At 39.0% G+C, this 25,338-nt stretch carries 24 protein-coding genes and 1 pseudogene; 6 read left to right on the top strand and 19 right to left on the bottom strand.

The window, feature by feature from the left end:
* Positions 1-40: 40 nt before the first annotated feature.
* From asnA to C3V44_RS03810, 3 genes are all read right to left on the bottom strand, one after another.
* Positions 41-1,048, bottom strand: a complete 1,008-nt coding sequence (gene asnA / locus C3V44_RS03820; protein ID WP_106095591.1) for an aspartate--ammonia ligase — start codon at positions 1,046-1,048, stop codon at positions 41-43.
* A gap of 24 nt (positions 1,049-1,072) precedes the next feature.
* Positions 1,073-2,071 (bottom strand): glycosyl hydrolase family 5, encoded by a 999-nt coding sequence (locus tag C3V44_RS03815; RefSeq protein ID WP_106095590.1) that lies wholly within the window; start codon positions 2,069-2,071, stop codon positions 1,073-1,075.
* 102 nt (positions 2,072-2,173) lie between these two features.
* On the bottom strand, positions 2,174-3,196 hold the full coding sequence (locus C3V44_RS03810) for an OmpA family protein (protein ID WP_106095589.1): 1,023 nt from the start codon (positions 3,194-3,196) through the stop codon (positions 2,174-2,176).
* A gap of 648 nt (positions 3,197-3,844) precedes the next feature.
* On the opposite strand from C3V44_RS03810, the gene C3V44_RS03805 reads away from it, so the two are divergent.
* On the top strand, positions 3,845-5,473 hold the full coding sequence (locus tag C3V44_RS03805) for an acyl-CoA carboxylase subunit beta (RefSeq protein ID WP_106095588.1): 1,629 nt from the start codon (positions 3,845-3,847) through the stop codon (positions 5,471-5,473).
* 75 nt (positions 5,474-5,548) lie between these two features.
* Here C3V44_RS03805 and ruvB read toward each other — a convergent pair whose 3' ends face one another.
* From ruvB to C3V44_RS12045, 12 genes and pseudogenes are all read right to left on the bottom strand, one after another.
* Positions 5,549-6,574, bottom strand: a complete 1,026-nt coding sequence (gene ruvB, locus C3V44_RS03800) for a Holliday junction branch migration DNA helicase RuvB (protein ID WP_106096619.1) — start codon at positions 6,572-6,574, stop codon at positions 5,549-5,551.
* A gap of 38 nt (positions 6,575-6,612) precedes the next feature.
* The gene (locus C3V44_RS03795; protein WP_106095587.1) at positions 6,613-7,776 is read right to left on the bottom strand and encodes a pseudouridine synthase; all 1,164 of its coding nucleotides are present in this window, start codon (positions 7,774-7,776) and stop codon (positions 6,613-6,615) included.
* 40 nt (positions 7,777-7,816) lie between these two features.
* Positions 7,817-8,680 carry an ATP synthase F1 subunit gamma gene (atpG, locus tag C3V44_RS03790; RefSeq protein ID WP_106095586.1) on the bottom strand — a complete coding sequence of 288 codons (864 nt, stop codon included), beginning with the start codon at positions 8,678-8,680 and terminating at the stop codon, positions 7,817-7,819.
* Between the two features lie 36 nt (positions 8,681-8,716).
* On the bottom strand, positions 8,717-9,430 hold the full coding sequence (locus C3V44_RS03785; RefSeq protein ID WP_106095585.1) for a DUF1266 domain-containing protein: 714 nt from the start codon (positions 9,428-9,430) through the stop codon (positions 8,717-8,719).
* A gap of 29 nt (positions 9,431-9,459) precedes the next feature.
* The gene (gene atpA, locus C3V44_RS03780; protein WP_106095584.1) at positions 9,460-11,040 is read right to left on the bottom strand and encodes a F0F1 ATP synthase subunit alpha; all 1,581 of its coding nucleotides are present in this window, start codon (positions 11,038-11,040) and stop codon (positions 9,460-9,462) included.
* 97 nt (positions 11,041-11,137) lie between these two features.
* The gene (gene atpH / locus C3V44_RS03775; RefSeq protein ID WP_106095583.1) at positions 11,138-11,686 is read right to left on the bottom strand and encodes an ATP synthase F1 subunit delta; all 549 of its coding nucleotides are present in this window, start codon (positions 11,684-11,686) and stop codon (positions 11,138-11,140) included.
* 8 nt (positions 11,687-11,694) lie between these two features.
* The gene (locus C3V44_RS03770; protein ID WP_002671464.1) at positions 11,695-12,186 is read right to left on the bottom strand and encodes a F0F1 ATP synthase subunit B; all 492 of its coding nucleotides are present in this window, start codon (positions 12,184-12,186) and stop codon (positions 11,695-11,697) included.
* A gap of 155 nt (positions 12,187-12,341) precedes the next feature.
* Positions 12,342-12,542, bottom strand: coding sequence for an ATP synthase F0 subunit C (atpE, locus tag C3V44_RS03765; protein ID WP_002671466.1), 201 nt, complete (start codon positions 12,540-12,542; stop codon positions 12,342-12,344).
* A 54-nt stretch (positions 12,543-12,596) separates the two neighbouring features.
* Positions 12,597-13,664, bottom strand: a complete 1,068-nt coding sequence (gene atpB / locus C3V44_RS03760; protein WP_106095582.1) for a F0F1 ATP synthase subunit A — start codon at positions 13,662-13,664, stop codon at positions 12,597-12,599.
* Positions 13,665-13,826: 162 nt separating this feature from the next.
* A pseudogene (locus C3V44_RS03755) lies at positions 13,827-14,344 on the bottom strand (adenine phosphoribosyltransferase).
* Positions 14,345-14,359: 15 nt separating this feature from the next.
* Positions 14,360-15,292 (bottom strand): citrulline utilization hydrolase CtlX, encoded by a 933-nt coding sequence (gene ctlX / locus C3V44_RS03750; RefSeq protein ID WP_106095581.1) that lies wholly within the window; start codon positions 15,290-15,292, stop codon positions 14,360-14,362.
* A 158-nt stretch (positions 15,293-15,450) separates the two neighbouring features.
* The gene (locus C3V44_RS12045; RefSeq protein WP_164996606.1) at positions 15,451-15,612 is read right to left on the bottom strand and encodes a hypothetical protein; all 162 of its coding nucleotides are present in this window, start codon (positions 15,610-15,612) and stop codon (positions 15,451-15,453) included.
* A gap of 528 nt (positions 15,613-16,140) precedes the next feature.
* On the opposite strand from C3V44_RS12045, the gene C3V44_RS03745 reads away from it, so the two are divergent.
* Together C3V44_RS03745 and C3V44_RS03740 are read left to right on the top strand one after the other, a co-directional pair.
* The gene (locus C3V44_RS03745; RefSeq protein WP_106095580.1) at positions 16,141-16,491 is read left to right on the top strand and encodes a hypothetical protein; all 351 of its coding nucleotides are present in this window, start codon (positions 16,141-16,143) and stop codon (positions 16,489-16,491) included.
* A 9-nt stretch (positions 16,492-16,500) separates the two neighbouring features.
* Complete coding sequence (locus C3V44_RS03740; RefSeq protein WP_106095579.1) at positions 16,501-17,805, top strand: DUF3944 domain-containing protein; 1,305 nt, start codon at positions 16,501-16,503, stop codon at positions 17,803-17,805.
* 66 nt (positions 17,806-17,871) lie between these two features.
* Here C3V44_RS03740 and C3V44_RS03735 read toward each other — a convergent pair whose 3' ends face one another.
* The 3 genes from C3V44_RS03735 to C3V44_RS03725 all read right to left on the bottom strand — a co-directional run bounded on the left by C3V44_RS03735 (position 17,872) and on the right by C3V44_RS03725 (position 20,858).
* Positions 17,872-18,249 carry a RidA family protein gene (locus C3V44_RS03735; protein WP_106095578.1) on the bottom strand — a complete coding sequence of 126 codons (378 nt, stop codon included), beginning with the start codon at positions 18,247-18,249 and terminating at the stop codon, positions 17,872-17,874.
* A 21-nt stretch (positions 18,250-18,270) separates the two neighbouring features.
* On the bottom strand, positions 18,271-19,980 hold the full coding sequence (locus tag C3V44_RS03730; protein WP_106095577.1) for a M23 family metallopeptidase: 1,710 nt from the start codon (positions 19,978-19,980) through the stop codon (positions 18,271-18,273).
* A gap of 170 nt (positions 19,981-20,150) precedes the next feature.
* Entirely contained in the window at positions 20,151-20,858 is a 708-nt protein-coding gene (locus C3V44_RS03725; protein WP_048747968.1) for a metal-dependent hydrolase, read from the bottom strand.
* Positions 20,859-21,021: 163 nt separating this feature from the next.
* Here C3V44_RS03725 and tsaD point away from each other — a divergent pair, with 163 nt between their 5' ends.
* The gene (gene tsaD / locus C3V44_RS03720; RefSeq protein WP_106095576.1) at positions 21,022-22,038 is read left to right on the top strand and encodes a tRNA (adenosine(37)-N6)-threonylcarbamoyltransferase complex transferase subunit TsaD; all 1,017 of its coding nucleotides are present in this window, start codon (positions 21,022-21,024) and stop codon (positions 22,036-22,038) included.
* 90 nt (positions 22,039-22,128) lie between these two features.
* On the opposite strand, the gene C3V44_RS03715 is transcribed toward tsaD, so the two are convergent.
* The gene (locus tag C3V44_RS03715; RefSeq protein ID WP_106095575.1) at positions 22,129-22,773 is read right to left on the bottom strand and encodes a hypothetical protein; all 645 of its coding nucleotides are present in this window, start codon (positions 22,771-22,773) and stop codon (positions 22,129-22,131) included.
* Between the two features lie 99 nt (positions 22,774-22,872).
* Between C3V44_RS03715 and C3V44_RS03710 the strand changes: the two genes are divergently transcribed.
* The gene (locus tag C3V44_RS03710) at positions 22,873-24,051 is read left to right on the top strand and encodes an aminopeptidase C (RefSeq protein ID WP_106095574.1); all 1,179 of its coding nucleotides are present in this window, start codon (positions 22,873-22,875) and stop codon (positions 24,049-24,051) included.
* 88 nt (positions 24,052-24,139) lie between these two features.
* A complete protein-coding gene (gene sucC, locus C3V44_RS03705) occupies positions 24,140-25,333 on the top strand; it encodes an ADP-forming succinate--CoA ligase subunit beta (protein ID WP_106095573.1) in 1,194 nt (397 codons plus the stop codon).
* Positions 25,334-25,338 lie beyond the last annotated feature (5 nt).

Genomic DNA, 25,338 nt, shown 5'->3' with positions numbered 1-25,338 from the left:
GTGCAAAGATACATCTTTTCTCAATATGTACAATATCCGTTTACAATAAATGAATTCCGTTCTTATCGCATAACTGAACCATATCATCTGTCCATATGGATGCTTGTACTTCACCGATATGAGCTTTTTGCAAGAGTAGCATACAGATACGAGATTGACCGATACCTCCCCCAATAGTTAAGGGTAATTCACCGCGTAATAGCATCTGATGATATTCTAACTTCTCGCGTTCTTCTGATTTTGAAGCTTTCAGTTGAGAATGTAGAGAGGCTTCGTTTACTCGAATGCCCATTGAAGAAAGTTCTAAAGCGCTGTTTAGTACAGGATTCCAAATAATAAGGTCGCCATTGAGTTCCCAATCGTCATAATCGGGGGCTCTATTGTCGTGTTTTTTTCCTGAAAGAAGTGTTTTGCCTATTTGAGTAATAAAAATAGCTCCTTTTTCTTTGGTGAAATTATGTTCGCGTTCAGAAGGTGATAAGTTAGGATACATATCTTCTAATTCTTGTGAACTTATAAATGTTACTTCACGAGGTAGGAAAGCTCTACACTTGTTATATTCTTTTACTAATATCGCTTCTGTTTCAAGAAAGGCATTATATAGCTGTTTTACGGTTTGTTTGAGATAAGATAAAGTGCGCTGAGAGGGAGTTATCACTTTTTCCCAATCCCATTGGTCTACATAAATAGAATGGGTATTATCTAATTCTTCATCTCTACGGATAGCATTCATATCAGTATAAATGCCTTCGCCTGCTTTAATACCATAGCGTTTCAGGGCTAAACGTTTCCATTTAGCAAGCGAATGGATAATTTCTATCACTTCACCTTTGTAATCTTTCATTTCAAAGCTAACAGGGCGTTCTATTCCGTTGAGGTTGTCATTAAGACCTGTGGAACGCTTCACAAATAAAGGAGCCGAAATACGTGTGAGGTTTAAAGCACGCGCCAAAGCCTGCTCAAAAGAGTCTTTGATTAGTTTTATAGCTCGCTCGGTATCCATTATTCCGTAGGGAGTTGAGTAGTTTTTAGGAATAATAATAGTCATAATCAGACGATAATAAGCTGTTTGTTAATTTAGTAGCTTGCTTTGAGTTAATAGCATTAGTTCTCGTACTGCTTTGGTAGTTATAGGGTGTTCATCGGCACGAACATCAAAACCATTCATTTCGCCTATATTCCACAAACCTATACCATCAGGGAAGGCTTGAGAGTCTTTAATTTTGGAGGCAATCTTCTCAAACCATTTAGCTCTCTCAGTATCATTTCCTTTGTATTCTTTTCCTGTTTCCTCAATGACCAAAGGTTTACCAATGCTATGGCAAAAGGCAACTAATTGGGGAATGCTATTAATAGCGTCGTCGTCGTATACGTGTATGGTGGGGATATCAATCTCGGGCAACGACCATATTTCTTTAAAACCTAAATCGGCATCGGTACCCCAGCCGTCTTTGCCTTGATGGAGGAACGCACCTGCTGAAATAGGGCGAGTTACTCCCATTCTCTTCAACTGAAGGGCTAACCGTTTATAGAAGGCAATGAGATTAGCTTTATTACCCGCTTTCTCTATTGGATTATCACTGTATTTACTAAAAGGCTCGCCTGCTATGGCTATGAAAGCAAGGTGAGGTTCGTTTTTATAAGTATATCCTTTTATAGGGGTTCTGTTTAAAACAACTTCTAAATACGGAGTCCAATCGGTAGAAGGTGAATAAGGGTTGATACCTTCTTTTATGAGTTGATTTCGTATGTAGGATAAATCTAAAACATAAGTCATACCGCTGGCGACTATTTTGGCTACTTTTTTATCCATTTCGTCAAACTTATGTTCAGGGTCACTGGTTAAATCTTGCAAATGACCTTTATCTTTTTGTATCATATCAGTCAATCGCATACAATTAATACCCATAGCTTTAGCATTAGCAATCCATTTATCGACATTAGGAGCTCCATAAGCAGTAGCAATTCTTAATCCTACTCCTGCTTTTGGTTCTTTGTTTTCAGGATTTGATTTTTCGTCTTTACAAGCGATTAGTAAGACAAAAAATAGGAGTAAATATTTTCCTTTCATATTGTGTAAGTTTTTTTAATTTTAGAATCAAAGAAACTACACTTTGCTAAACTTGCTGTTTAACAAAGTGTAGAAGCTATGAAAATTAATGAAAAAAGTATTTTATTTTTCGATAATAATAAATTCTACGCGTTTATTAGCTTGGTGTTCTTCTTCACTACAAGGTACTCCGTTTTCGCAACCATTTACCAATTGCGTTTCGCCATAACCTTTGGCAGTTAATCGGTTAGGAGAAATACCTTTGCTTACAAGCCATTGATAGATAGATTGCGCTTGAGTTTCGGTGAGGTTCATATTGTAACCGTCTTCTCCTCGGCTATCGGTGTGCACTTTAATTGCTATCTTTACAGTAGGATTGGCTTCCAAAAAAGCCACAATTTTAGCTAATTGCACAGAGGCGTCATATCGGATATTGGTTCTTCCGTAGTTAAAATGAATATTATCAATGGCAAAAACAGGGGCTAAATCATCGCCCTCGTTAAGGCTTATTGTGTGAGGGGCTAATGATATTGTTTTTTTGAGAGTGTTATTGTTCTCAAAAACGATAGGGGTATCGGCAATATCATAATCTTTTTTTACGATTTCCACAAAGCCATTTTGAAAGTTACAGTTCAGTTTTTTGGTAGTAAAAGAGCCCTTACTATCAGTTGTATTGCTGGAAAGAGCTCCCATAGCACTATCAAATATAAAAACTTGAGCACCAGAAATCTTGGCACCTGTTTCGGCATCGGTTACAGTGCCTATAATTTCACGAGAGCAATCTGGTGTAGGGTTAGTTTGAGGAGCGTCACTTTTTTTTGTGAGTACCTCGAAAAGGTTAAATTGTTTTTTAGCTTCGTCTTTTTTACCTAAGGCTTGCAATACCACTGCATAGCGGTAACGGTTGATAGGTTGAGGAGAGTAGTTGCCGTCTTTCATCAGTTTTTCATACCAATAGAATGCCTTAGGATAATCTTTACTAGCATAGTAATAATCGCCTAATCGTTCTACAACTTCTTGTATTTCATATCCTCTATCTACTACTGTGTTATAAATTTCGACAGGAGATACTTTTATTTGTGAAAAACCTAAGGAGCAACCTCCTAAGAATAGCGCAAATAATACTTTTATCTTCATATTTTTCATTTCAAATTAAGGCACAAATGTACAAAAACTTCTTAAAAGTTGTACAGTTTCCCTTTTTAATTTAACATTTTTAACAATTTCTCTCTTAGTTAGAGTTAGGTAACATATACCTTATTTCTACCTTTACAAAATTAGTGCCAATTTTTTTGATTAGCAAATTAGATGTAAGCTGTACGGGCAGTTGTGGTATAATGGACAGTGCGAGCTACGCAGGTGATTAAGTTAGCAAGCTGAGAGAGTTGGATTATCGAAAGATTTCGAAGAGGTTCGGAAGGAGTAAATTGGCTAAAAAGTGAAAAATAGAGGGTAAATGGGTATGCTTAGCTTATAGAGAGCTTATAGGAAGCTTGAACGAATCTTGGAAGATTGGTATAGAAAGGGTATATAAGTAGTTGATAGTGAATAGTTAAAAGTGAAGGATAAAAAGAGGTTTAGGCGAAAGAAAAGTAATGAAAAACGAAAGTTGTCTACCTTCTGAGGGAGATTGTAGCAACGCAAAAGTGATTGAAAAGTACTACTTTGTTATATTGAACTGATGTAAAAATACAAAAGGTCTATACGATTCATTTTCTGTATTATTTTCTTACTTATCATTCATCATTTGTAATTCATAATTATTTCCTACCTTTGCACCCTCATAACATTACAATGGACATTCAATTCAATACAAACGAAGATTACAATAAATTAGCCCTTAGCGAGTTGCGCAAACGCTTGAAAAAAGTAAAAGAAAGCGGGGGCAAAAAGAACCTCGAAAAGCTTCATAGCCAAGGTAAACTTTCGGCTCGTGAACGCATAGAGTATCTGTTAGACAACGATAAACCCCAAATAGAAATAGGCGCTTTTGCCGGTGAGGGAATGTACGAAGAACACGGCGGTTGCCCCTCGGCTGGTGTAGTGGTGGTGATAGGCTATGTAGCTGGTAAACAATGCGTAGTAGTAGCTAATGACGCTACTGTAAAGGCGGGAGCGTGGTTTCCTATTACTGCCAAAAAGAACCTACGCGCTCAAGAAATTGCGATGGAGAACCAATTGCCTATCATCTATTTGGTGGATAGTGCAGGGGTGTACTTGCCTTTGCAGGACGAGATTTTCCCCGATAAGGAACACTTTGGTCGCATCTTTCGCAACAACGCCCTGATGAGTAGTATGGGCATCACCCAAATAGCCGTAGTAATGGGCAGTTGTGTGGCGGGTGGGGCTTACCTACCAATAATGAGCGATGAGGCACTGATAGTAGATAAAACGGGCAGTATCTTCTTGGCAGGTAGCTATTTAGTGAAGGCAGCGATAGGCGAAAACATCGATAATGAAACCTTAGGTGGAGCCACTACCCATTGTGAAATTAGCGGGGTAACCGACTACAAGGCAACCGATGATAAAGACGCTCTCGACCGTGTACGCCGTACAATGGCTAAACTTGCCGATGCCGAAAAAGCGGGCTTTAACCGCATTGAAGCTCATAAACCGCTGAAAGACCCTAACGAAATTTACGGTATATTGCCTAAATTGCGCACAGAGCCTTATGATATGAAGGAAATTATCCTTCGATTGGTAGACAATTCAGAATTTGACGAATATAAAGAAGGGTACGGACAAACTATTCTCACGGGCTATGCGCGTATTGAGGGTTGGGCGGTAGGCATTGTTGCCAACCAGCGCAAAGTGGTAAAAACTAAAAAAGGGGAAATGCAGTTTGGAGGAGTAATCTACTCTGATAGTGCCGACAAGGCGACCCGCTTTATAGCCAATTGTAACCAAAAGAAAATTCCCTTGCTCTTCTTGCAAGATGTTACCGGTTTTATGGTAGGCTCTAAATCAGAACACGGAGGGATTATCAAAGATGGGGCTAAACTTGTGAATGCAGTTGCTAATTCGGTAGTGCCTAAATTTACGGTCGTGATAGGCAACTCGTATGGGGCTGGTAACTACGCAATGTGCGGTAAGGCTTACGACCCGCGTCTTATCGTATCGTGGCACAGTGGAAACATTTCGGTAATGGGAGGAGTACAAGCTGCTAAAGTACTCTTGCAGATAGAAACTGCCAACCTAAGAAAAAAAGGAGAAGAACTTACCCCTGAAAAAGAAGCTGTGCTTTTTGCTCATATCAAAGAGCAATACGACGAGCAAATATCACCCTACTATGCTGCCGCACGCCTTTGGACTGATGCCATTATCGACCCATTAGAAACCCGCCAATGGATAGCAATGGGTATAGAAGCCGCTAATAATGCCCCTATTGAAAGAGCGTTTAATTTGGGTGTGATACAAGTATAAAATAGATAAGCAATAAAAAATCCCTTAAAGTAACATCATACTTTAAGGGATTTTTTCTATCTAATTGTTATTTGTTTAATCAAATAAAGTGCCTTGCTTCGCAGAATTCACTCTACCTAAGTGTTTATAAGCTAAATCGGTTACTTCGCGTCCGCGAGGAGTACGTACGATAAATCCTTCTTGAATGAGGAAAGGTTCATACACCTCTTCAATAGTTTCAGCACTTTCGGAAACGGCAGTCGCCAAAGTGGTAATTCCCACAGGCCCTCCTTTGAACTTATCAATAAGGGTTGAGAGAATTTTGTTGTCCATCTCGTCTAATCCGTGTGCGTCTACATTTAAGGCTTTGAGTCCGAAACGGGTAATAGCAATATTTATTTCACCATTGCCTTTTATCTGAGCAAAGTCACGAATACGGCGCAAAAGAGCATTGGCAATACGTGGGGTACCTCTACTTCTGCTTGCTAATTCTATAGCAGCTTCCATAGAAATAGGTACTTTAAGGATAGAAGCACTGCGCTGAACGATATCTGCCAAAAGTTCGGTAGAATAATACTGCAATCGACTTTGAATACCAAAACGTGCACGCATAGGAGCTGTAAGTAGCCCTGAACGGGTGGTCGCCCCTATAAGTGTAAATGGATTGAGATTGATTTGTACGGTGCGGGCGTTAGGGCCTGATTCTATCATTATATCAATCTTGTAGTCTTCCATAGCTGAGTAAAGGTACTCTTCTACTACTGGGCTCAAGCGGTGTATCTCGTCAATAAAAAGCACATCACGTTCTTGCAAATTAGTGAGTAATCCTGCCAAATCACCAGGTTTATCAAGCACGGGACCTGAAGTAATTTTGATACCTACGCCCAATTCGTTAGCTAAAATATGAGCGAGAGTAGTCTTTCCAAGTCCAGGAGGTCCGTGAAAAAGGGTATGGTCGAGTGCTTCGTGACGCATATTAGCAGCTTTTACGAATACTTTTAGGTTTTCTAAAACTGCTTCTTGCCCTGCAAAATCATCAAACGACAAAGGGCGCAAGGCTCTTTCTATATCGAGTTCTTGCGCCGAATAATTTTCTTTATTTGGGTCTAAGTTTTTATTCAAGCTTTTAGGATTTAGAGGATACGAGTTAGGAGATTGAATCACTTCATATTGCGAAGGTTGATTACTTCTTGCTGAGTGAGACGACGCCAATGACCCCGAGGTAAATCTTTTTTAGTGAGTCCAGCAAATACTACACGGTCGAGTTTTTCTACTTGATAGCCCAAGTGTTCGAAAATACGACGTACAATACGATTACGACCACTGTGAATTTTGATGCCTATTTCATTCTTAGGTTTGTCGTTCACATAGCTGATTTCATCTACTTCAATAAGACCATCTTCTAACTCTAATCCGTCTTGTACCTTCATAAAGTCTTTGTAGTCGAGTTTGCGATCGAGAATTACGTGGTATATTTTGCGCACACCGTGAGTGGGGTGAGTCAGTTTTTTGGTAAGCTCTCCATCATTGGTAAGCAATAACAACCCTGTAGTAGCTCTGTCTAAACGACCTACAGGCAAGATGCGTACATTGGTAGCATTTGCGACTAAATCCATTACAGTTTTGCGTCCTTTCTCATCGTTGGTAGTGGTGATAAAACCTTTGGGTTTGTTGAGCAAGATGTATTCTTTCTTTTCAGAAGAAAGGAGTTTTCCATCAAAACGCACTTCATCGGTAGGCTTTACGCGATAGCCAAGCGTGGTCATTACTTCACCATTTACCGTTACATTACCTGCCGAAATATACATATCGGCATTACGGCGTGAGCAGATACCAGCATCGGCAATATATTTGTTCAAACGCACTTCAGCTGGAGTGGTAGTAGGGTAATCTATAGGAGCGTTGTTTTGAGGTTTGTAGGTATTGTTATAAGGTTTTTTGTTGAAAGGTTTTTTATAATTATCGTTTCGGTTATAACCTTCATTACGGTTGTAGTTGTTAGGCTTGTTATATCCCTCGTTCTTTTTGAAGTTAGGATTGTAAGATTTTCTATTTTCGGAGTTGTAACCATTGTTACTATTGTTGTAACGATTGCCACCGTTATTTTCATAACGATTACTGCTATTATTTTCATAACGGTTGCCACTGTTATTGCTGTAACTGCGTCCTTCGTTCTGTCCGTAAGTTTTCTTTTTGAATGAACTATTGCTGTTGTTGTTACGATTGTTACTGCTGTTATAAGAAGAATTGTAAGGCTTTTTCTCTGAATTCCCATTAGAGGAATAGCTATTCTTCTTGTAGTTGTTAAATTTTTTGTTTTCCATATAAATTAAATCTCTCTATTATATATCCCGACGCATTACATTATGCTAAGGCTTCTGAACCTCCTACGATTTCTATAATCTCACCTGTGATGGTAGCCTGACGGGCTTTATTATAGGTAAGTATGAGTTCGTTCTTAAGGTCTTGAGCATTGTCGGTAGCTTTGTGCATAGCTGTCATACGAGCACCGTGCTCAGCAGCTACTGAGTCGCGTAAGGCTTTGAAAATCTCTGTTTTCAGAGAACGCGGAATGAGTTCTTCTACGATCTCTTGCTTAGAAGGCTCATAAATATAATTTGTGTTTAGTTCTTTGCCTTTTGCTTTAGTCGCTATAGGCTGAATAGGCAAAAATGTTTCTTCGGTAAGAATTTGTGTAGCTGCATTCTTAAAGCTGTTGTACACCAATACTATCTGATCATATTTACCCGAAGTGTACAATTCCATTAGTTCTTCAGCCAAAGTAGCAGCTGTAGCAAAGGTGAGCTTATCGAAAATCTCGCTGTTATGAGCTATAATATTGTCGTATTTTTTCAGCACATCATTGCCTTTTTTACCTATGGTGTAGAGTCGCACCTGCTTGTCTTTATAGGTAGTTTGTTCTAACTCTAACGCTTTTTTAATCACGCTGGCATTGAACGCCCCGCAGAGTCCTCTATTAGAGGTGATAGGTACTAAAAGTACTTTTTTTACCTCTCCTTTGCGCGGGTTATAAACATTCTCATCACCCAAGGCAGCACTAAGATGTTCTAATAACTGCTTGAGTTTATAAGCATAAGGCTTCATCGCTACAATAGCATCTTGCGCCTTTTTCAGTTTGGCTGCCGATACCATTTTCATCGCTGCTGTGATTTGCATCGTTGAACTTACCGATGAAATTCTGCTTCGTATTTCTTTTAAATTCGCCATTTTATCAATTAACAGTTAGCAATTTTATCATTGCTGTTAAAAAGAATACCTTTGATAAACATCTATTCCTTCTATCTTCCTTAATGAAGGTGATTTGCTATGGAATAGCTGAGAGGTTAGAATAATAAGGTTTTCCAAATCAAAACCCTGAATAGTACGTCCTAAAAGGAAAGATATGGTATATTCTTGCCAATTCTTACCTTGTTCTTTTGCTATTTCTGATACTTTTTGCAATATATCCCACATTTCAGTTTCTGTGATATATTGGCACCAATAACACCATTTAGCCAAAGAAGCTGCTCTACACAAATCCCACGCATAAGCCGATTTTACTGCTTCTACTTGTGCTAATTCTATCTCCAAACCTTTGGCTATTTGTTTCTGTATTTTGCTAAGCTCAGGTGAGGTTTGCGTTAGCAGATGTCGGAACTGTAACGAACGTTTCTGTGCTAATAAGTCACTTATAGTTTCTTTAGCAGATGCTGTATCTGTTATTTCCCATTGTCGACGTAATCCTTTCTGATATGTTTCTAATATTTCAGTAGGTATCAGGTTTAGTAGATTTTCACCACGGTAATACGTCAGTATTGCTCCAAAAGTAAGTAATCGTATCTGTTCCTCTGTTAAAGGGTTTTGATTGATGTGCCCTATTTGTTTTTGCAAATGTTTTTTTGTATAAACTTTATTTACATAAATCTTTAGCGCAAATAAAAAGACGGCTCCAATAATTACCCATATAATAACACTCATAAGAATAAATGTTTAAAAAGATGTATTTACTATTTCGCGTATTTTTCACTCAAATCTTTCGCTACTTTTTCGAGGGTAGTTGTAATCTCATCGGTGAGTTTGCCAGCTTTTAGCTCGTCTAAAATGTCACGATGGGATACATTGAGGAACTCCAAATATTCTCTCTCAAACTCTTTTATCTTGTCCACAGGCACTTGTCTCAATAAGTTTTTAGAACCTGCATAGATAATTGCAATTTGGTTTTCTACGGGGTAAGGGTCGTTTTGTGGTTGTTTTAAGATTTCCACATTGCGCTTCCCTTTTTCGATAACCCCCATAGTAGCTGCATCGAGGTCAGAGCCGAATTTGGCGAAAGCTTCGAGTTCGCGGTATTGAGCTTGGTCTAATTTGAGAGTACCCGCTACTTTCTTCATCGATTTAATCTGTGCTGAACCTCCCACACGCGATACCGAAATACCCACGTTTATAGCTGGACGTACCCCTGAGTTGAACAAATCAGACTCCAAGAATATCTGTCCGTCAGTAATAGAAATCACGTTAGTAGGGATATAGGCTGATACGTCACCCGCTTGAGTTTCGATAATTGGCAAGGCAGTGAGAGAACCTCCCCCTTTTACGAGTGGTGCAATGCTTTCGGGTAGGTCGTTCATCTGGCGTGCGATAGTATCATCATTAATTACTTTGGCAGCGCGCTCTAATAAGCGAGAGTGCAAGTAGAACACGTCACCAGGGTAAGCCTCACGTCCAGGTGGACGGCGTAATAGAAGTGATACCTCACGGTAAGCTACCGCTTGTTTAGAAAGGTCGTCGTAGATAATAAGAGCTGGGCGACCTGTATCACGGAAGTATTCCCCGATAGCAGCTCCTGCGAAAGGTGCATATACCTGCATAGGAGCAGGATCGGAAGCATTAGCAGCTACAATGGTAGTATAAGCCAAAGCACCCGCATCTTCTAAGGTTTTAGTGATACCTGCTACGGTAGAAGCTTTCTGACCAATAGCCACATAGATACAATATACTGGCTTACCCGCATCGTAGAATTCTTTTTGGTTGAGGATAGTGTCAATACACACGGTAGTTTTACCCGTTTGGCGGTCACCAATCACTAACTCACGTTGTCCGCGACCGATAGGAATCATTGCATCGATAGCCTTGATACCTGTTTGTAGAGGTTCATTTACAGGCTGACGGAAGATTACCCCAGGGGCTTTGCGTTCCAACGGCATTTCGTATAGTTTGCCAGTAATAGGTCCTTTTCCATCAATAGGTTGTCCTAAGGTATTTACCACGCGCCCTACGATGCCTTCACCTACGTTGATAGAAGCAATAAGCCCTGTGCGTTTTATGGTATCCCCTTCTTTAATATCGGTAGACGGCCCTAAGAGAGTAATCCCCACGTTGTCTTCTTCGAGGTTGAGGACAATCCCTTGTAGTCCGTTGTCAAATTTCACTAATTCACCGTATTGCGCATTCGATAGCCCGAAGATACGTGCAATACCGTCTCCCACTTGTAATACTGTTCCTACTTCTTCCAAAGAAGCATTGGCGTCGAAGTGAGCTAATTGTTCTTTTAAAATTGCTGAAATTTCAGCGGCTTTTATTTCTGCCATTTTTTCAGTTTTTATTTCTTAGTCGTTAGTTTTTAGTTGTCAGTCTTATTTATATCAATCTTTAAACAATTCTTTCTCCTTACCATTCATCTCTTACTTACAGAAACAGTTTCTCTTGAAACTCTTGTTGTAATCGGTTGAGTTTGTGAGCTACACTAGCATTGTATTGGACATCATCTACACGAAGAATAAAGCCCCCAATAATATTTTTATCTACCTTGTTCTCAAGAGTAACATTTTTATTTTTAGTAAGCATCATTACCTTTTCGAGTATCTCTTTGCGGGTAGCTTCATTAAGCGGAGTTGCTGTAGTTACTACTGCTGTTTTGTTATGCTTATAATCGTTGTACAATACAACAAACTTCTCGGCTACTGCTCCGAGTATTGGCAAGCGTCGGTTCTGAATAAGCAAATCGAACAAACGTTGCGTTTCAGGAGTAACCATTGTAAATATTTCAGTAAGGACATTCTTCTTTACCGTTGTTTTCACAATAGGCGAAATGAGCATACGCTCCAAGTCCTTATTCATTTTTATTGTTTTATCTATCAAGGTCATATCAGCGAAAACCCCTTCTAATGCATTTTGTAGAAGAGCGTATTCCAAGAGTGCCTTGGCATATCTATTTGCTACTCTCAATCCGTACATAACCTATTTTAGTTTAATGTAACACCTTTTAGATAATCGTTGATGAGAGCAGTTTGTTTCTTCTCGTCTGAGAGTTCGCTCATCATCACTTTCTGAGCCATTTCAACAGAAAGAGCTGCCACTTGGTCTTTCAGCTGTGCCAAGGCTACTTTCTTCTCACTGTCAATCGCTTGTTGCGCTTGCTTGATAAGTTTTTCGCCTTCGCGTTGTGCTTCTTCTTTGGCTTCTGTTACTATTTTATCTTTAACATCTCTTGCCTCTTTCAAAATTACATCTCTCTCGGCACGTGCTTCAGCTAAAAGACGCTCATTATCGGCTTTGAGATTTGCCATTTGTTTTTGAGCTTCTTCAGCAGCTTCCAAAGCCTTATTGATAGAGTCTTCGCGTTGCTTTACCGCATTCATTATGGGCTTCCAAGCGTATTTTGCTAAGAGGAAAAGCAATATCAGAAATATGAGAGTATTCCAGAATAATAAACTTTCGGGGTGTGCTAAATTCATTTCTTTAGTTGTTATTTAGTCTTTAATAATATGATTATTTTATTCTCTTTTGTGTCCCTTTATGTAGGGATAAAAGGCAATTCACCATTAGTGGCATACGCCCTAATTTTATAAAACCGTTGTGTAACCAACCGTTGCACAACGGTTTTGTCGTCCTATTTTGCGATGAGTGCTACTACCACAGCAAAAAGGGCTACCCCTTCGATAAGTGCTGCTGCAATAATCATCACAGTTTGAATTTTTGAAGACACTTCGGGTTGGCGTGCTACTCCTTCAACAGCAGAAGCACCAATTTTACCAATACCGATTCCGGCTCCAATGGCTGCTAATCCAGCCCCAATTCCTGCTAAAACCATATATATAAAATTAATTAGTTACTTGTTAATTGTCAATTGTTAATTATCAATTGATTAGTGTTCTTCTTCCACTGCCTGTCCTATAAACAAAGCTGATAACAGTGTAAACACATAGGCTTGTAAAACAGCTACCAATAGCTCCAAGATACTGATAAACAAGGTAAATAATACCGATACAGGCGATATATACACCGTTCCAAAGATGAAGATGAGTGAAATTAAGCTCAGTACGATGATGTGCCCTGCCGTCATATTGGCAAATAAACGTATCATTAAGGCAAAAGGCTTAGTAAAAACACTCAACATTTCAATAGGTATCATAATCGGTAATATCCAGGTAGGAACTCCTGGGGGAGCAAAAATATGCTTCCAATAGTGTTTGTTACTGCTAAATAAGGTGAGAATAAGGGTAAAGATAGCCAACATACCTGTGAAAAGAATATTGTTAGTTACCGTACCAGCAAAGGGGAAAAACGGAATTAATCCGAAGAGGTTTCCTATCCAAATCAAGAAAAACACAGTAAGCAAATAAGGCATATACCTATTGTAGTACTTTTCGCCTATATTAGGAATCGCTATCTCATCGCGCACAAAAAGCACTATGGGTTCTAAAACTCCTGTTAAGCCTTTAGGGGCTTTGGGGTTCTTCTTGTAAGAACGTGCCATATAGGTGAAGATGAGCACCATCAATACCGATACTAAAAGCAATGAAAACACGTTCTTAGTAATAGAAAAGTTCAACGGACGTGTATTGGTTACTTCTCCTTTCGCGTTGAAAGAGAGAGGTGTATCAGCATTTGCATAGTAAATATCTTCTTTGTAGCGCACAAATCGCTGTCCGTCTTTATCTACTACTACTGTACCTTTGTTGTCGTGATGGAAGGCATTCGATAGGAAAGTCACTAATCCTTTATCGGTATAAAGAATGATAGGCAAGGGCAACGAATAAGTGTGCCCTTTATAATCAAACAAGTGAAAATCGTGTGAATCGTTGATGTGTTCATCAATCAAATCGTTGATTTGAAAAGGTTCTCCTTCCTCATTTTCAGTTGCAAAACCTTGTAGAGGAATGAGTGAGGTTACAAATAAAGTGATATATAGAATGTAATTCTTTACTTTCATTACTTGTTTTGTTTTTATTCGTGCAAATGTAGGAGTTTTTATTTAAGTGGCGAAATTATTTAACACATTTTTTCACTTAATGTAATATAACCTGCTGAAATACAGAAGTTATATTTTAGCAGTTGAGATTTAGGTTTCGCTCTAATTATTAACTTCTAATTCTTATAAAATGCTATACACAGGGTGTCCTTTGAGTTTCTCCCTGCCGTTCAGAAAATGGAGTTCCATCAAGAAATCTAGTTGTACAATATCGCCACCGAGGCGTTCTACAAGTTTTACTACCGCTTCAGCAGTACCACCGGTAGCGAGGATATCGTCGTGAATAAGGATTTTTTCACCTTTCACAATAGCGTCTGCGTGAATTTCCAATACGTCTTGTCCGTACTCCAAATCGTAGGTTTGCGAGAGGGTTTTGTAAGGTAATTTTCCTTTTTGCGCACTGGTACAAAGCCAGCCCCCAATCGTTGTGCAAGCAACATTCCGAAGAAGAAACCCCTACTTTCCATACCCACTACTTTGTCTATTTTCTGTCCGTGCAGGTTCTCCACGAGCAGGTCTATTACATATTGCCCTGCTTTCACATCCATTAGTAATGGTGTAATATCTTTGAAGATAATTCCTTCTTTAGGAAAATCTTTAATATCTCTAATTTTACTTTTAATATATTCTTTTTTGTCCATTTTTTTACTTGTTACCTAATTACGTGGATTAAACACTTCTGCTAGCATACACCTCGCACTGCCTCCTCCACAAGTCTCAATAGTTTCTAAATTGCTGTGGAGTATCTGGGTATATTTCTCAATCGTCTGTATCTGTTGAGGGGTAAGGGCGTTATAAGCGACATCACTCATCACCAAATAAGTATTGTCCTTACCCTGCACTTGTAGCATATTGCCTGCGTACTGACACATCTGCTCAGGGGTGATGCTGATAATCTCTTTCTTGTCTTCTTTTAGGTGATGCAAAAGGTTCTTGCGCTCACTTTTGTCGGTGATGGTATCTAAACACACCACCGCAAAATTTTCACCTAAAGCCATCATCACATTGGTATGATAGATAGGTACTTGCTTACCATCTACCTTTTGGTAAGCTTTGAAAATTACAGGCGTATACTCAAAATCTTCACAGAACTCAATAAATAGTTCCTCATCAGCGCGGGGCGAGAGCGCACAATAAGCCTTGCGATGCACACGGTCTAGCACCATAGCCCCCGTACCTTCCAAGAAGATGTTTTCTTGCTCAGCATCAGTATAGTCATACACATTTTCGATGAGAAAACCTTCTTCCTCTACCTTGTCCAAAATATCCTCACGACGCTCACGACGCCGATTTTCAGCAAACATAGGGTAAATTGCTACGTTGCCATTTTGGTGAAAGGTAATCCAATTATTCGGAAATACCGAATCAGGAGTGTTTTGCTCGTAAATATCGTCTACGCCAATCACTTTTACTCCTACCTCACGTAGTTTATGCACAAAGGCATCAAACTCTTGTTGCGCTTGGCGATTGATTTCCTCGTTCTTCAAATCCATTTCCTCTTGGAAATAGTTGTTCACAACGGTTTCTTCGTTCATACGGAAGCGCACAGGGCGCACCATTAGTACAGTATTGGTAATTTGTTTTTTCATCAGTAAACAATGGTTAGCACTCAAAGCGACAAAAGTACAAAATAATCAGTAATTAACAATGAAGCAAGAAAAATTATTTTTTCAAAAACGCTACAATTCTGATTTTATCAAGCTCCATTTTAATTTCACCTTGCCTCTATTTTATCTTCCTCTTATCTTCACCTTATCTTCACCTTATCTTCGTTCATTGTTCGTCTTTTGTTCGTTGTAGAGCCACTGTAGAGCCACTGTAGACCCACTGTAGAGCCACTGTAGAGCCACTGTAGAGCCACTGTAGAGCTACTGTAGAGCCACTGTAGAGCCACTGTAGACCCACTCATTGTTCGTTTATCCTTTAAGCCTTGTATAAGCAACCTCCTTAATTTACCCATCTACCCTTGCGACTTCCTCCCTTCATCATTTGTTCAAGTTTCAATTTATCCTTTGCTAGTGCGAGCTTGTAGCTCGTACCTAAAAAATATGCACCAAAAAATTGTACAATTAAAAATTAGTTGTACATTTGTAGCGAATTTAAAAATCATTTAAACACTATTTAAAAGAAACAGAAAAAACACTTACATAAAGACATAAATTAGCGTTTCGCTTTACATTTTCCTTTTTATAGAAAACGACCATTTTTATTAAAGTAACTAAAGGGAAGTAGAAGTGGAAATGCCTACGTTATAAGCGTGGGCATTCCTTTTGCTTTAGTTACTGCCTTTGGTCGGGCTTCTATAAAAGTATAAGGAATGTGCCCGCGTTTTTTTATGCGCTTATATGAACGACAAAGGCTCTATCCGAAGGGAGCAAAATAGGTACTTTCCGAAATACCTTTAAATAGTAGGAGTTATCTAAAATTAATTTATTTAATGCGTAAAATTCTATTAAGCTCATTATTTTTCTTATTAGCTTTAAAAGGAATGGCTCAAGCACAGTTAATTGTAATAAACAACTTTAGAAGCCCTTCTAATATAAAAATAATGACTACAAAAAACGGTTATAATTCTATTTTCCATACAGAATTTATTAACCAAAACGGGCAAAGGGTATATTCCATACCTAAAAACAAGTGTGGAACTTTTACTATTAAGGTAAAAGTTGGAACAATGAGAAATGAAACCTTTTTAAGAATTCCTTCATTTCAAATAACTAATGGTTATAAAACAACTATTTACCTATCAAATGGAGTTCCGAGTTCTAAATCAGAGTTTAATCGATAATATAATCAAATGGCATATTTAGAAGACAAAAACTTAGAATTTCTACAATATTGCAGTACTGAAGACTTGCAAGTATTAGTAGATTACTTAACCAAAGACAAGAATGGTGTTTTACGTGTTTCAGAAACTTTGACAGGAACTGAAGCATACAAAAAGTATTATCCACATAGTTTACCTATGATGTGGAAACTAATAGCTGAAGAGCTACAACACTATGGAGGAAATACTTTTGCGAATGGACTTCGTGGCACTGGAGTTTCTTATAGAGAAATACTAGATGATGTAGCAAAGAAGCAAAAGGTAAATTTCAATTCTGACAATAGTGTAGAACTTATAGAGCAATACATTTTGCAATCTATTATGCAAAAAGCTATTGAAGAAATGTCAGAGAAAGAATTGAAAGACTTTCTTAATGAAATGAATGCAGGAAAAATAGTAGGAACTAAACAAGCTATGACTGCAGGAGCACTTGCTTTACTTAGAGTAGGAGGCTTTGGAACCTACAAAATGGCTGTAATTGTAGCGAATGCTGTTGCAAGAAGTCTATTAGGTAGAGGATTGTCATTTGCAGGAAATGCTACTTTAACAAGAACGTTAGGGGTAGCTTTAGGTCCTATAGGCTGGATAGTTACAGGTTTATGGACACTTTTAGATATAGCTTCTCCTGCCTATAGAGTTACTATCCCCTGTGTAATACAAGTAGCCTATATGCGTTTAAAATTTCAAGAAGAAGCTTTAAAAGGAGAGCTTTCTTCTGATGGAGTAGAAACTACTCCAAAAGAAAAAAGAGAAGAATCTAATCTCACCTCTGACATTACATCATTCAGAGAAGCAAATGAAAAGAATATTCAAAATTTCTTTGAAGAGGTTCAGAAACTGAGGGATAAGAATATGCCTGAAAAAGCTCTAATGTTATTAGAACAAAAAGAGGACGAGTTTGGTTTTTTACCAGAATTCAAGTTGATTAAAGATCAAATAGTAGGTAATATTCAGCAAGTAAAAGCTAAAAATTACTTTGATTCGTTAGAAGAACTTTTAGAGAAAAACGACTATGAGTCTGTTATAAAAAGTTTAAGTGAGAACAGAGCTCTTTATGGAATGTATAGTAGATTTCAAAAGTTACAAGAAGAGGCTTTATCAATGAGAAAAATGGAAGAAGCAAACTCTTTTTTTGATGCATTAGAATATCTTTTAGAACAAAAGAAGTACAGAGAGGTTTTAAAAAAACTATATCAGAATGAAGAAAGATACCAATCATTTAAACGCTTTAAAGAAATTGAAGAAAAGGCTTTAAAAGGAATTAAAAACACTTAAAACATTAAAATCCCCGCAAAACTTATTGCAAGTCTTGCGGGGATTTTTTGTCTCTACACAGCATCACTACAATACAGCAATACAAGAAATCTCTACTTCTACGGATTTAGGCAATTGTGCTACTTGTACGGTTTCGCGTGCAGGTGCTGTTGCCTCGTTGAAATAGCGTGCATATACGCCATTTACTTCCGCAAATTGCCCCATATCGGCTAAGAAAATAGTGGTTTTTACTACATTCTCAAAAGTAGCTCCTGCTTCGGTAAGGATAGCTTTGAGATTTTCCATTACTTGTTTGGTAGCGGCTTCTATGCCTTTTACTACTTCTCCTGTTGCAGGATTTACCGGTATTTGTCCTGATACGTAGAGTGTGTTGCCAGCTTTCACGGCTTGTGTGTAAGGACCAATGGGTGCTGGCGCTTTTTCTGTAAAAATGATATGTTTCATATAGCTATTAGTTATTAGTCGTTAATTGTTTGTCGTTAGTTTTGTAAAGTTGGCTTTCAGAGTTCCTATGTTGCCTACTCTGTCTTTCGCGTTTACAATGAGTTCGTATCTATTGGTTTGGGTAGTATCAATATCGCTGAAATGAAAGGTGAGGCATCGGTTTTTAGGTTCATATTCAAAAAGAATCCACTGCCCATTTAGGGTGGCAGAACAAGATTCAAATCCCGTAAGATTATCGTTTACTAAAATCTTGAGAGTATTACCTTTCACAATGCCTCCGTTCCTAAAATTCACTGCCTTAAGAGTGGGCGGAATAGTATCCTTACGCAAATAGAACTTTCCTAAGTTACGCGATTTGGCTGTAAACACACCATCTTTATAGACCGTTGGTTCATAGCCCCCGTTCGAACGAGCTATAAATACCTTAGAAGTATCTTCATTGGCATAAGTATCACTTTTGATAGTTATAGTAAAGAACTTTTGAGCAGGAATGAACGAACTACCCACGGTTAAAGTATCTTTAGTGCTAGTAATATTCATCAAATAGTCTTTATAAAAAGTATCTTCGGGGAAGTATACACTTCCGTATTCCATTTCGTAATAATTATCACGAGTAGCAATTACTTGCTTATTGCCTTTAGGTTCTGGTTGAGCTGTTTTTAAAGGCTCTCGTTTGCCTTCAATAGGAATATTGATTTTAGTGGTATTCCCCTTAAAGTCTTCTGCAATAATAGATACAGTGTATTGTTTACCTTCTTCAATAGTAAGATAACCTTTATTAGGTTTTAAGGTAGGATATACTGATTCGAGTTTGTTGTTAGGCAATTTGTACAAAAGCTGTACAAACCCTTTGTGTTGTGCATATCGTTCGTAGTCTATAAGTGCATTAAGGTAACGTGTTTCGTCATAGTTTACTTTATCAAAGACAGTTTCTAACTGGGTCTCTCCGTTTAGAAGTAAACTCACCTTGTAAATACCATTGCGATGCATTGTTTCATCTTGACGGTCATAGCCCAAAATACCAAAACCTATGGTGCCAATCGCATTAACTTTCTCGGTGAGGTAAGTGCCGTCTATCTGTTTATTTTTATTGAGCTGACGTGGTAACTGAGTGTTATCTATTTGTGCGTCATCACTTAGTGAATAAGCATATACAAGCAATACATCAGGAGGAGTGGTGTCTTGTATTTCTTGAAAACCAAAAAGCAGAGGATTCCAACCGTTATTGTGAATATCGCGTACCTCGAAATGCAAGTGTGGCCCTCTACTTCCGCCCGTATTACCACTGAGAGCTATCCAATCGCCTTTTTTTACGACAAATTGTTTTTCGGGAAGAAGTATATCGATATCATAGCTTTGCTTTTCGTATTGTTTTTGCTTTACGTAAGCTTCTATTTCAGGAGCGTACTTTTGTAAATGCCCATAAGTAGTTACATAACCATTGGGGTGAGTAATAAACAACATTTTGCCATAACTGTAAGGACTTACTTTGATACGAGACACATAGCCATCTTCGGCAGCAAACACCTGCAATCCTTCACGACCTTCGGTTTTTAGGTCGATGCCACCGTGAAAGTGGTTGGGACGCAATTCAGCGAAATTACCTGCGAGCAAAGGTTTAGTGTTGAGAGGCATTGCGACCTGGAAAGACTGAGCTTCTAAGGTAGGAGGTAAGAGGTAAGAGGTAAAAAGTAAAAGATTGGATAATAAGCAAGCGATAAGTTTTTTCATTGTTTCCGTTTAAAATATTTTGCTTTTGTAAAAACGGCGCAAAAGTAAGAATAATTTGTTAATTAGCCAATTTGTAGATTAGTAAATTAGCAAATTTTTGATATTTTAGGTATAAAAAAAAACTTTGCCAAAGTTCTATGGCTTTGGCAAAGTTCGTGTGATAAGATTTCTTAAAGCGTGCTGATGTTCAAATCCTCTAAATCAAGAGTAGCACCTATTTCTAAGAGGTGTAAGCGACGGTGGTCGTCTTTGAATTTGCGTTTAGCCGCTTCTTTATCAATTTTAATTACAGGGAAGGTGTCGTAATGCACACCTAACACATTGCCTACCTCTACAAAACGAGCCGCTGTAAGAGCATCGCGTACGCCCATTGTATAGTTGTTGCCGATAGGAAAAATAGCTAAATTCACCTTGTATTGGTGAGGAATAATTTTCATATCGTAATGTAAGGCGGTATCTCCTGAAATGTAGATAGTATTATCGTTGTAATCAATCAAAAAACCAGCAGGATTGCCTCCATAAGAACCATCGGGGAAGGAAGATGAGTGTTCTGCCTTAATCATCTTTATTTTTACCTTGCCATCTACGAAGCGGTGAGAGCCTCCGAGGTTCATTGCGTGACCACTAAGCCCTAATTTTTCGTAATGAGCGAGAATTTCAGGATTGGTAATCAGTTGAGCGCCTGTACGTTTGGCAATAGCCCCTACATCGGCAATATGGTCGCCGTGGGCGTGGGTAATGAGAATGTAATCCGCTTTGATAGAGTTTATATCAATGTGTGAAGCCAAAGGGTTTGGGCTAATAAAAGGGTCTACGAGAAAGTGAGTCCCATTGATGTCTATATTCACGCAAGCGTGACCTAAATAAGTTACTTTCATAGTGTTTTATTTATTTGTTGTTTAAGGCTACAAATGTAGAGATAAAAAACGAATAAAGCAAATAATTTTCAGTTTTTATTTTAATCGCCCATTCCACCACCATCAAGTACAATTTTTTAAATTAGCAAATAATCCTTACTTTTGCGCTCTAAACTGAAAAAGAATGAAAAATACCTATATATTAGCTATAGAATCTTCTTGCGATGACACTTCTGCTTCAGTGCTTTGCAATGATAAAGTGCTTTCTAATGAGGTGGCAAATCAAGAGGTGCATAAACAATACGGCGGGGTAGTGCCTGAACTGGCTTCGCGTGCTCACTTACAAAACATAGTGCCCGTAGTGGCTCAAGCGCTCAAAAAAGCAGGGATAACCAAAAAAGAGCTCTCGGCTATTGCCTTTACAAGGGGACCTGGTTTGATGGGGTCGCTATTAGTAGGTACATCGTTTGCTAAATCGATGGCAATGGGACTAGATATCCCACTCATTGAAGTGAACCATATGCAGGCACATATTTTGGCACATTTTATAGAGGAAGGTCAGCCGAAACCAGAGTTCCCTTTTCTCGCAATGACCATCAGCGGAGGGCATACCCAAATAGTGAAGGTGAACAGCTTTTTTGATATGGAGGTGCTGGGCGAAACCCTCGACGATGCGGTAGGGGAGGCGTTCGACAAAACCGCTAAAATATTAGGGCTCCCTTACCCTGGAGGGCCTCTCATCGATAAATACGCCCAAGAGGGCAACCCTAAAGCCTTCAGTTTTTCTAAACCTAAAATATCTGGTCTCAACTTCAGTTTTTCAGGACTTAAAACAGGTATTCTCTATTTTGTACAGAAAAACACTGAAGAAAATCCTAATTTCATAACTGAACATTTAGCCGACATCTGTGCCTCGGTACAACACACTATTGTGGAAATACTGATGAGCAAACTCAAAAAAGCTGTAAAAGAAACAGGTATCAAGCAAGTGGCTATTGGGGGAGGGGTATCGGCTAATTCGGGTATTCGCAATGCCCTCACAGCTTTAGGACAGCAGTACGGTTGGCAAACCTTTGTACCTAAATTTCAGTATTGTACCGATAATGCAGCGATGATAGGTATCGTAGGGTATCACAAGTTTTTAGAAGGAAATTTTGTGGCACAAGAAGTTACTGCACAAGCGCGACTTTCTTTGAGGTAATAGGTAACAAAAAAGCTCATATCTTTATAGGAATTCTCCTGTAAAAATATGAGCTAAAAAAAGTAACAAATAAAAATAATTTTCTTCGCTTTATTGGTCTTTTACAATTACGAGTTGTGCTTTCGAGCCTGTTGCTAAATCCCAACGGTTGCGTATAATGGTGTTGCCTTTGTCGTCCAGCACCATAAACTCGGCTGTATTAGGACCTGATTCACCTTGGTTGAGTGCTAAAAACTCTACTTTGTTGAAACCTGGTTTCAATTCTACTTTAAAACCTCTGAACTCCCCAAGAAGAAAAATATCGCGAACTTCTTCTACTCCATTCACATATAAACTCACTCGATCGCCATCAATAGCTGCGAAGTCGCGACAATATACATTTACAAACTTTCCATTATTGGTGAAGTCGCCAAAAAACTGGTCGCCTTTTGGGGCTTCGTAATCTTCCCGTTTATGGTCGTTGAGTACCTCATAATTAGGTTTGAACTCTATTTTACGCTGTACCAAATTACTCTTTCCCGTAAAATCAATGCTCTTTTCAGGCATCTTCATCCAGGGATTATTCTCTTTTTTAGGAGCTACCCGCAGATTGATGGGACTACCCTTGTACTCTATCTCAGGTGATTTTTCTAACGGAATGACTACCTTTTCATCTTTTTTACGTGTTTCAAAAGGTTGAGCTTGAGCTACTAATCCCCCTAATAAAAGTAATATGTATAGACATAAATGTTTCATATTGTTTGAGCATTTACTTTTTTATAGCGATAACTATGCCAAATTTGCTATTTTGCCAATTGTTTTATACTTTTGCACTTCATTATAAAGTATTTTTTTATGAAAAACATTACATTATTTGTAGCGCTGTGTGCTTCTTTTGTAGTAACAGCACAAGACGACCTAATCAGATCGGTAGCAGGAAATCAATCGGCTAATGCTGGATTTCAGTTTACTACCATTATTAACCTCGAACGCACCGACGTGAAAGACCAAGGTAGCAGTGGAACTTGCTGGAGCTATGCAGGGGCTTCGTTTATAGAAAGTGAGATGAAGCGTATGGGTAAAAAGCCTATTGATCTTGCCGAAATCTTCACTGCTCGCAACTGCTATATCGAAAAAGCTAAACAATATGTGCGTATGCACGGCAATTTGGATTACGGACAAGGAGGTGAACTCCACGATGTAATCAATATGTACGCCAAATATGGTGCTGTACCTCAAAATGTTTATACAGGCTTGCACTATGGTACTACTCGCAATGATTTTGGTGAACTGCACGCTATCCTACAAGGCTTTTTAAAAGGAATGATAAGAAATGGTGAAAAGAAGAAAAAACTCACCCCTAACTGGCTACCTGCTTTCACAGCTACCATTGATGCCTATTTAGGTGCAGTGCCCGAAAGTTTTATGTACGAAGGTAAAAAGTACACTCCTCAGAGCTTTGCTAAAGAGCGCGTAGGTATCAATCCTGCCGACTATATAGAAATGGTATCGTATGCCGATCAGCCTCTCTACAAAAACGTATTTATGGCAGTACCCGATAACTGGAGCTTTGATTATGCTTACAATATTGCAATGACAGACCTCACTAAAACCATTGACAACGCCCTTAAAAAAGGTTATACGGTAGCGTGGGCAGCCGATGTGAGTGAGCGTTATTTCAGTTGGAAAAACGGAGTGGCTTTTGTGCCTGAAAAAGAAGTGAGTGAGATGAGTAATGAGGAAGCCTTGTATCTTTTTTCTAATCCTCCCACTGCCGAAAGAACCATCACCCCCGAGATGCGTCAGCGTGATTTTGACAATTATCAAACTACCGATGACCACGCAATGCACATCGTAGGGCTTGCCAAAGACCAAAATGGACGTGAGTACTACATCGTGAAAAACTCTTGGGGCTTGCGCAACGATTATGAAGGCTACTTGTACGTAACTAAAGCCTTTGTAGAGTTTAAAACAACTGCCATTATGCTTCACAAAGGAGGAGTGCCGAAAGAGGTACTTTCAGGTAAGAGATAAGAAGTTAATACTAAAAATTGTTTATTATTTATTGCTAATTAATAAATTGTTTCGTATCTTTGCCGAATAGTTACCAAATCATTCTCGTATGAACTTACACGAATACCAAGGAAAGGAAATCCTTTCGAGTTTTGGGGTGCGCGTACAACGTGGCATCGTTGCTCAAACCCCCACCGAAGCCGTAGAGGCTGCCAAACAACTCACCGAAGCCACTAATACTCAGTGGTATGTGGTAAAAGCACAAGTGCACGCCGGAGGGCGCGGAAAAGGCGGTGGCATTAAGTTAGCCAAAGGTTTAGACCAAGTAGAGCCTATAGCTTCTCAAATTATAGGTATGCAACTCGTTACCCCTCAAACGCCCCCCTCAGGAAAAAAAGTACATCAAGTGCTCATCGCCGAAGATGTATATTACCCTGGAGAAAGCGAACCCAAAGAGTTCTATATGTCGGTACTATTGAACCGTGCCAAAGGTAAAAATATGATTATGTATTCTACCGAAGGCGGAATGGATATCGAGGCAGTAGCTGAAAAAACACCTCACCTTATCTTCACCGAAGAAATCGACCCTGCCGTAGGGCTCTTGCCTTTCCAAGCTCGCCAGATTGCTTTCAACTTAGGAGTTACTGGTGACGCTCAAAAAGAAATGGTGAAGTTCGTAACAGCACTCTACAATGCTTATGTGTCTTCTGATGCTAGCTTGTTTGAAATTAACCCTGTTCTAAAAACTTCTGATAATAAAATAATGGCAGTAGATGCCAAAGTAACTCTTGATGACAATGCACTTTTCCGTCACCCTGAGTATGCGGCTTATCGCGACACGCGTGAGGAAAACCCAGTAGAAGTAGAAGCTAAAGCGGTAGGACTCAACTATGTTGCTCTCGATGGTAACGTGGGCTGTATGGTAAATGGTGCAGGCTTGGCAATGGCTACGATGGACTTGATTAAACAAGCGGGGGGTTCACCTGCTAACTTCCTTGATGTAGGAGGTACCGCCGATGCTAAACGCGTAGAAGCTGCTTTCCGTATTATCCTCAAAGACCCTAATGTGAAGGCTATCCTCATCAATATCTTTGGTGGTATTGTGCGTTGCGACCGTGTAGCACAAGGGATAGTAGATGCCTACCAAAATATGGGCGACGCTATCAAAGTGCCTATTATCGTGCGCTTGCAGGGTACGAATGCCGAGCTTGCTAAAGAAATATTAGACAATTCAGGCTTAGCGGTTCATTCAGCAATCCTCTTCCAAGAAGCCGCCGATAAAGTAAAAGAAGTATTACAATAAACTAC

This window comes from Capnocytophaga sp. oral taxon 864 (assembly GCF_002998835.1).
Lineage (GTDB): Bacteria > Bacteroidota > Bacteroidia > Flavobacteriales > Flavobacteriaceae > Capnocytophaga > Capnocytophaga ochracea.
This window is presented reverse-complemented; position numbering and strand designations above follow the sequence as displayed.

Bases quoted from the DNA above. Each gene is read 5' to 3' on its own strand.
- C3V44_RS03795 (WP_106095587.1), bottom strand. From the start codon at position 7,776: ATGGAAAACAAAAAATTTAACAACTACAAGAAGAATAGCTATTCCTCT.
- C3V44_RS03730 (WP_106095577.1), bottom strand. From the start codon at position 19,980: ATGAAAAAACTTATCGCTTGCTTATTATCCAATCTTTTACTTTTTACC.
- ctlX (WP_106095581.1), bottom strand. From the start codon at position 15,292: ATGAAAAAACAAATTACCAATACTGTACTAATGGTGCGCCCTGTGCGC.
- C3V44_RS03740 (WP_106095579.1), top strand. From the start codon at position 16,501: ATGGCATATTTAGAAGACAAAAACTTAGAATTTCTACAATATTGCAGT.
- C3V44_RS03745 (WP_106095580.1), top strand. From the start codon at position 16,141: ATGCGTAAAATTCTATTAAGCTCATTATTTTTCTTATTAGCTTTAAAA.
- C3V44_RS03770 (WP_002671464.1), bottom strand. From the start codon at position 12,186: ATGAATTTAGCACACCCCGAAAGTTTATTATTCTGGAATACTCTCATA.
- sucC (WP_106095573.1), top strand. From the start codon at position 24,140: ATGAACTTACACGAATACCAAGGAAAGGAAATCCTTTCGAGTTTTGGG.
- atpB (WP_106095582.1), bottom strand. From the start codon at position 13,664: ATGAAAGTAAAGAATTACATTCTATATATCACTTTATTTGTAACCTCA.
- asnA (WP_106095591.1), bottom strand. From the start codon at position 1,048: ATGACTATTATTATTCCTAAAAACTACTCAACTCCCTACGGAATAATG.
- C3V44_RS12045 (WP_164996606.1), bottom strand. From the start codon at position 15,612: ATGAGTGGGTCTACAGTGGCTCTACAGTGGCTCTACAGTAGCTCTACA.
- C3V44_RS03725 (WP_048747968.1), bottom strand. From the start codon at position 20,858: ATGAAAGTAACTTATTTAGGTCACGCTTGCGTGAATATAGACATCAAT.
- tsaD (WP_106095576.1), top strand. From the start codon at position 21,022: ATGAAAAATACCTATATATTAGCTATAGAATCTTCTTGCGATGACACT.
- C3V44_RS03810 (WP_106095589.1), bottom strand. From the start codon at position 3,196: ATGAAAAATATGAAGATAAAAGTATTATTTGCGCTATTCTTAGGAGGT.
- C3V44_RS03735 (WP_106095578.1), bottom strand. From the start codon at position 18,249: ATGAAACATATCATTTTTACAGAAAAAGCGCCAGCACCCATTGGTCCT.
- atpA (WP_106095584.1), bottom strand. From the start codon at position 11,040: ATGGCAGAAATAAAAGCCGCTGAAATTTCAGCAATTTTAAAAGAACAA.
- C3V44_RS03710 (WP_106095574.1), top strand. From the start codon at position 22,873: ATGAAAAACATTACATTATTTGTAGCGCTGTGTGCTTCTTTTGTAGTA.
- atpE (WP_002671466.1), bottom strand. From the start codon at position 12,542: ATGGTTTTAGCAGGAATTGGGGCTGGATTAGCAGCCATTGGAGCCGGA.
- C3V44_RS03785 (WP_106095585.1), bottom strand. From the start codon at position 9,430: ATGAGTGTTATTATATGGGTAATTATTGGAGCCGTCTTTTTATTTGCG.
- C3V44_RS03805 (WP_106095588.1), top strand. From the start codon at position 3,845: ATGGACATTCAATTCAATACAAACGAAGATTACAATAAATTAGCCCTT.
- atpH (WP_106095583.1), bottom strand. From the start codon at position 11,686: ATGTACGGATTGAGAGTAGCAAATAGATATGCCAAGGCACTCTTGGAA.
- C3V44_RS03815 (WP_106095590.1), bottom strand. From the start codon at position 2,071: ATGAAAGGAAAATATTTACTCCTATTTTTTGTCTTACTAATCGCTTGT.
- atpG (WP_106095586.1), bottom strand. From the start codon at position 8,680: ATGGCGAATTTAAAAGAAATACGAAGCAGAATTTCATCGGTAAGTTCA.
- C3V44_RS03715 (WP_106095575.1), bottom strand. From the start codon at position 22,773: ATGAAACATTTATGTCTATACATATTACTTTTATTAGGGGGATTAGTA.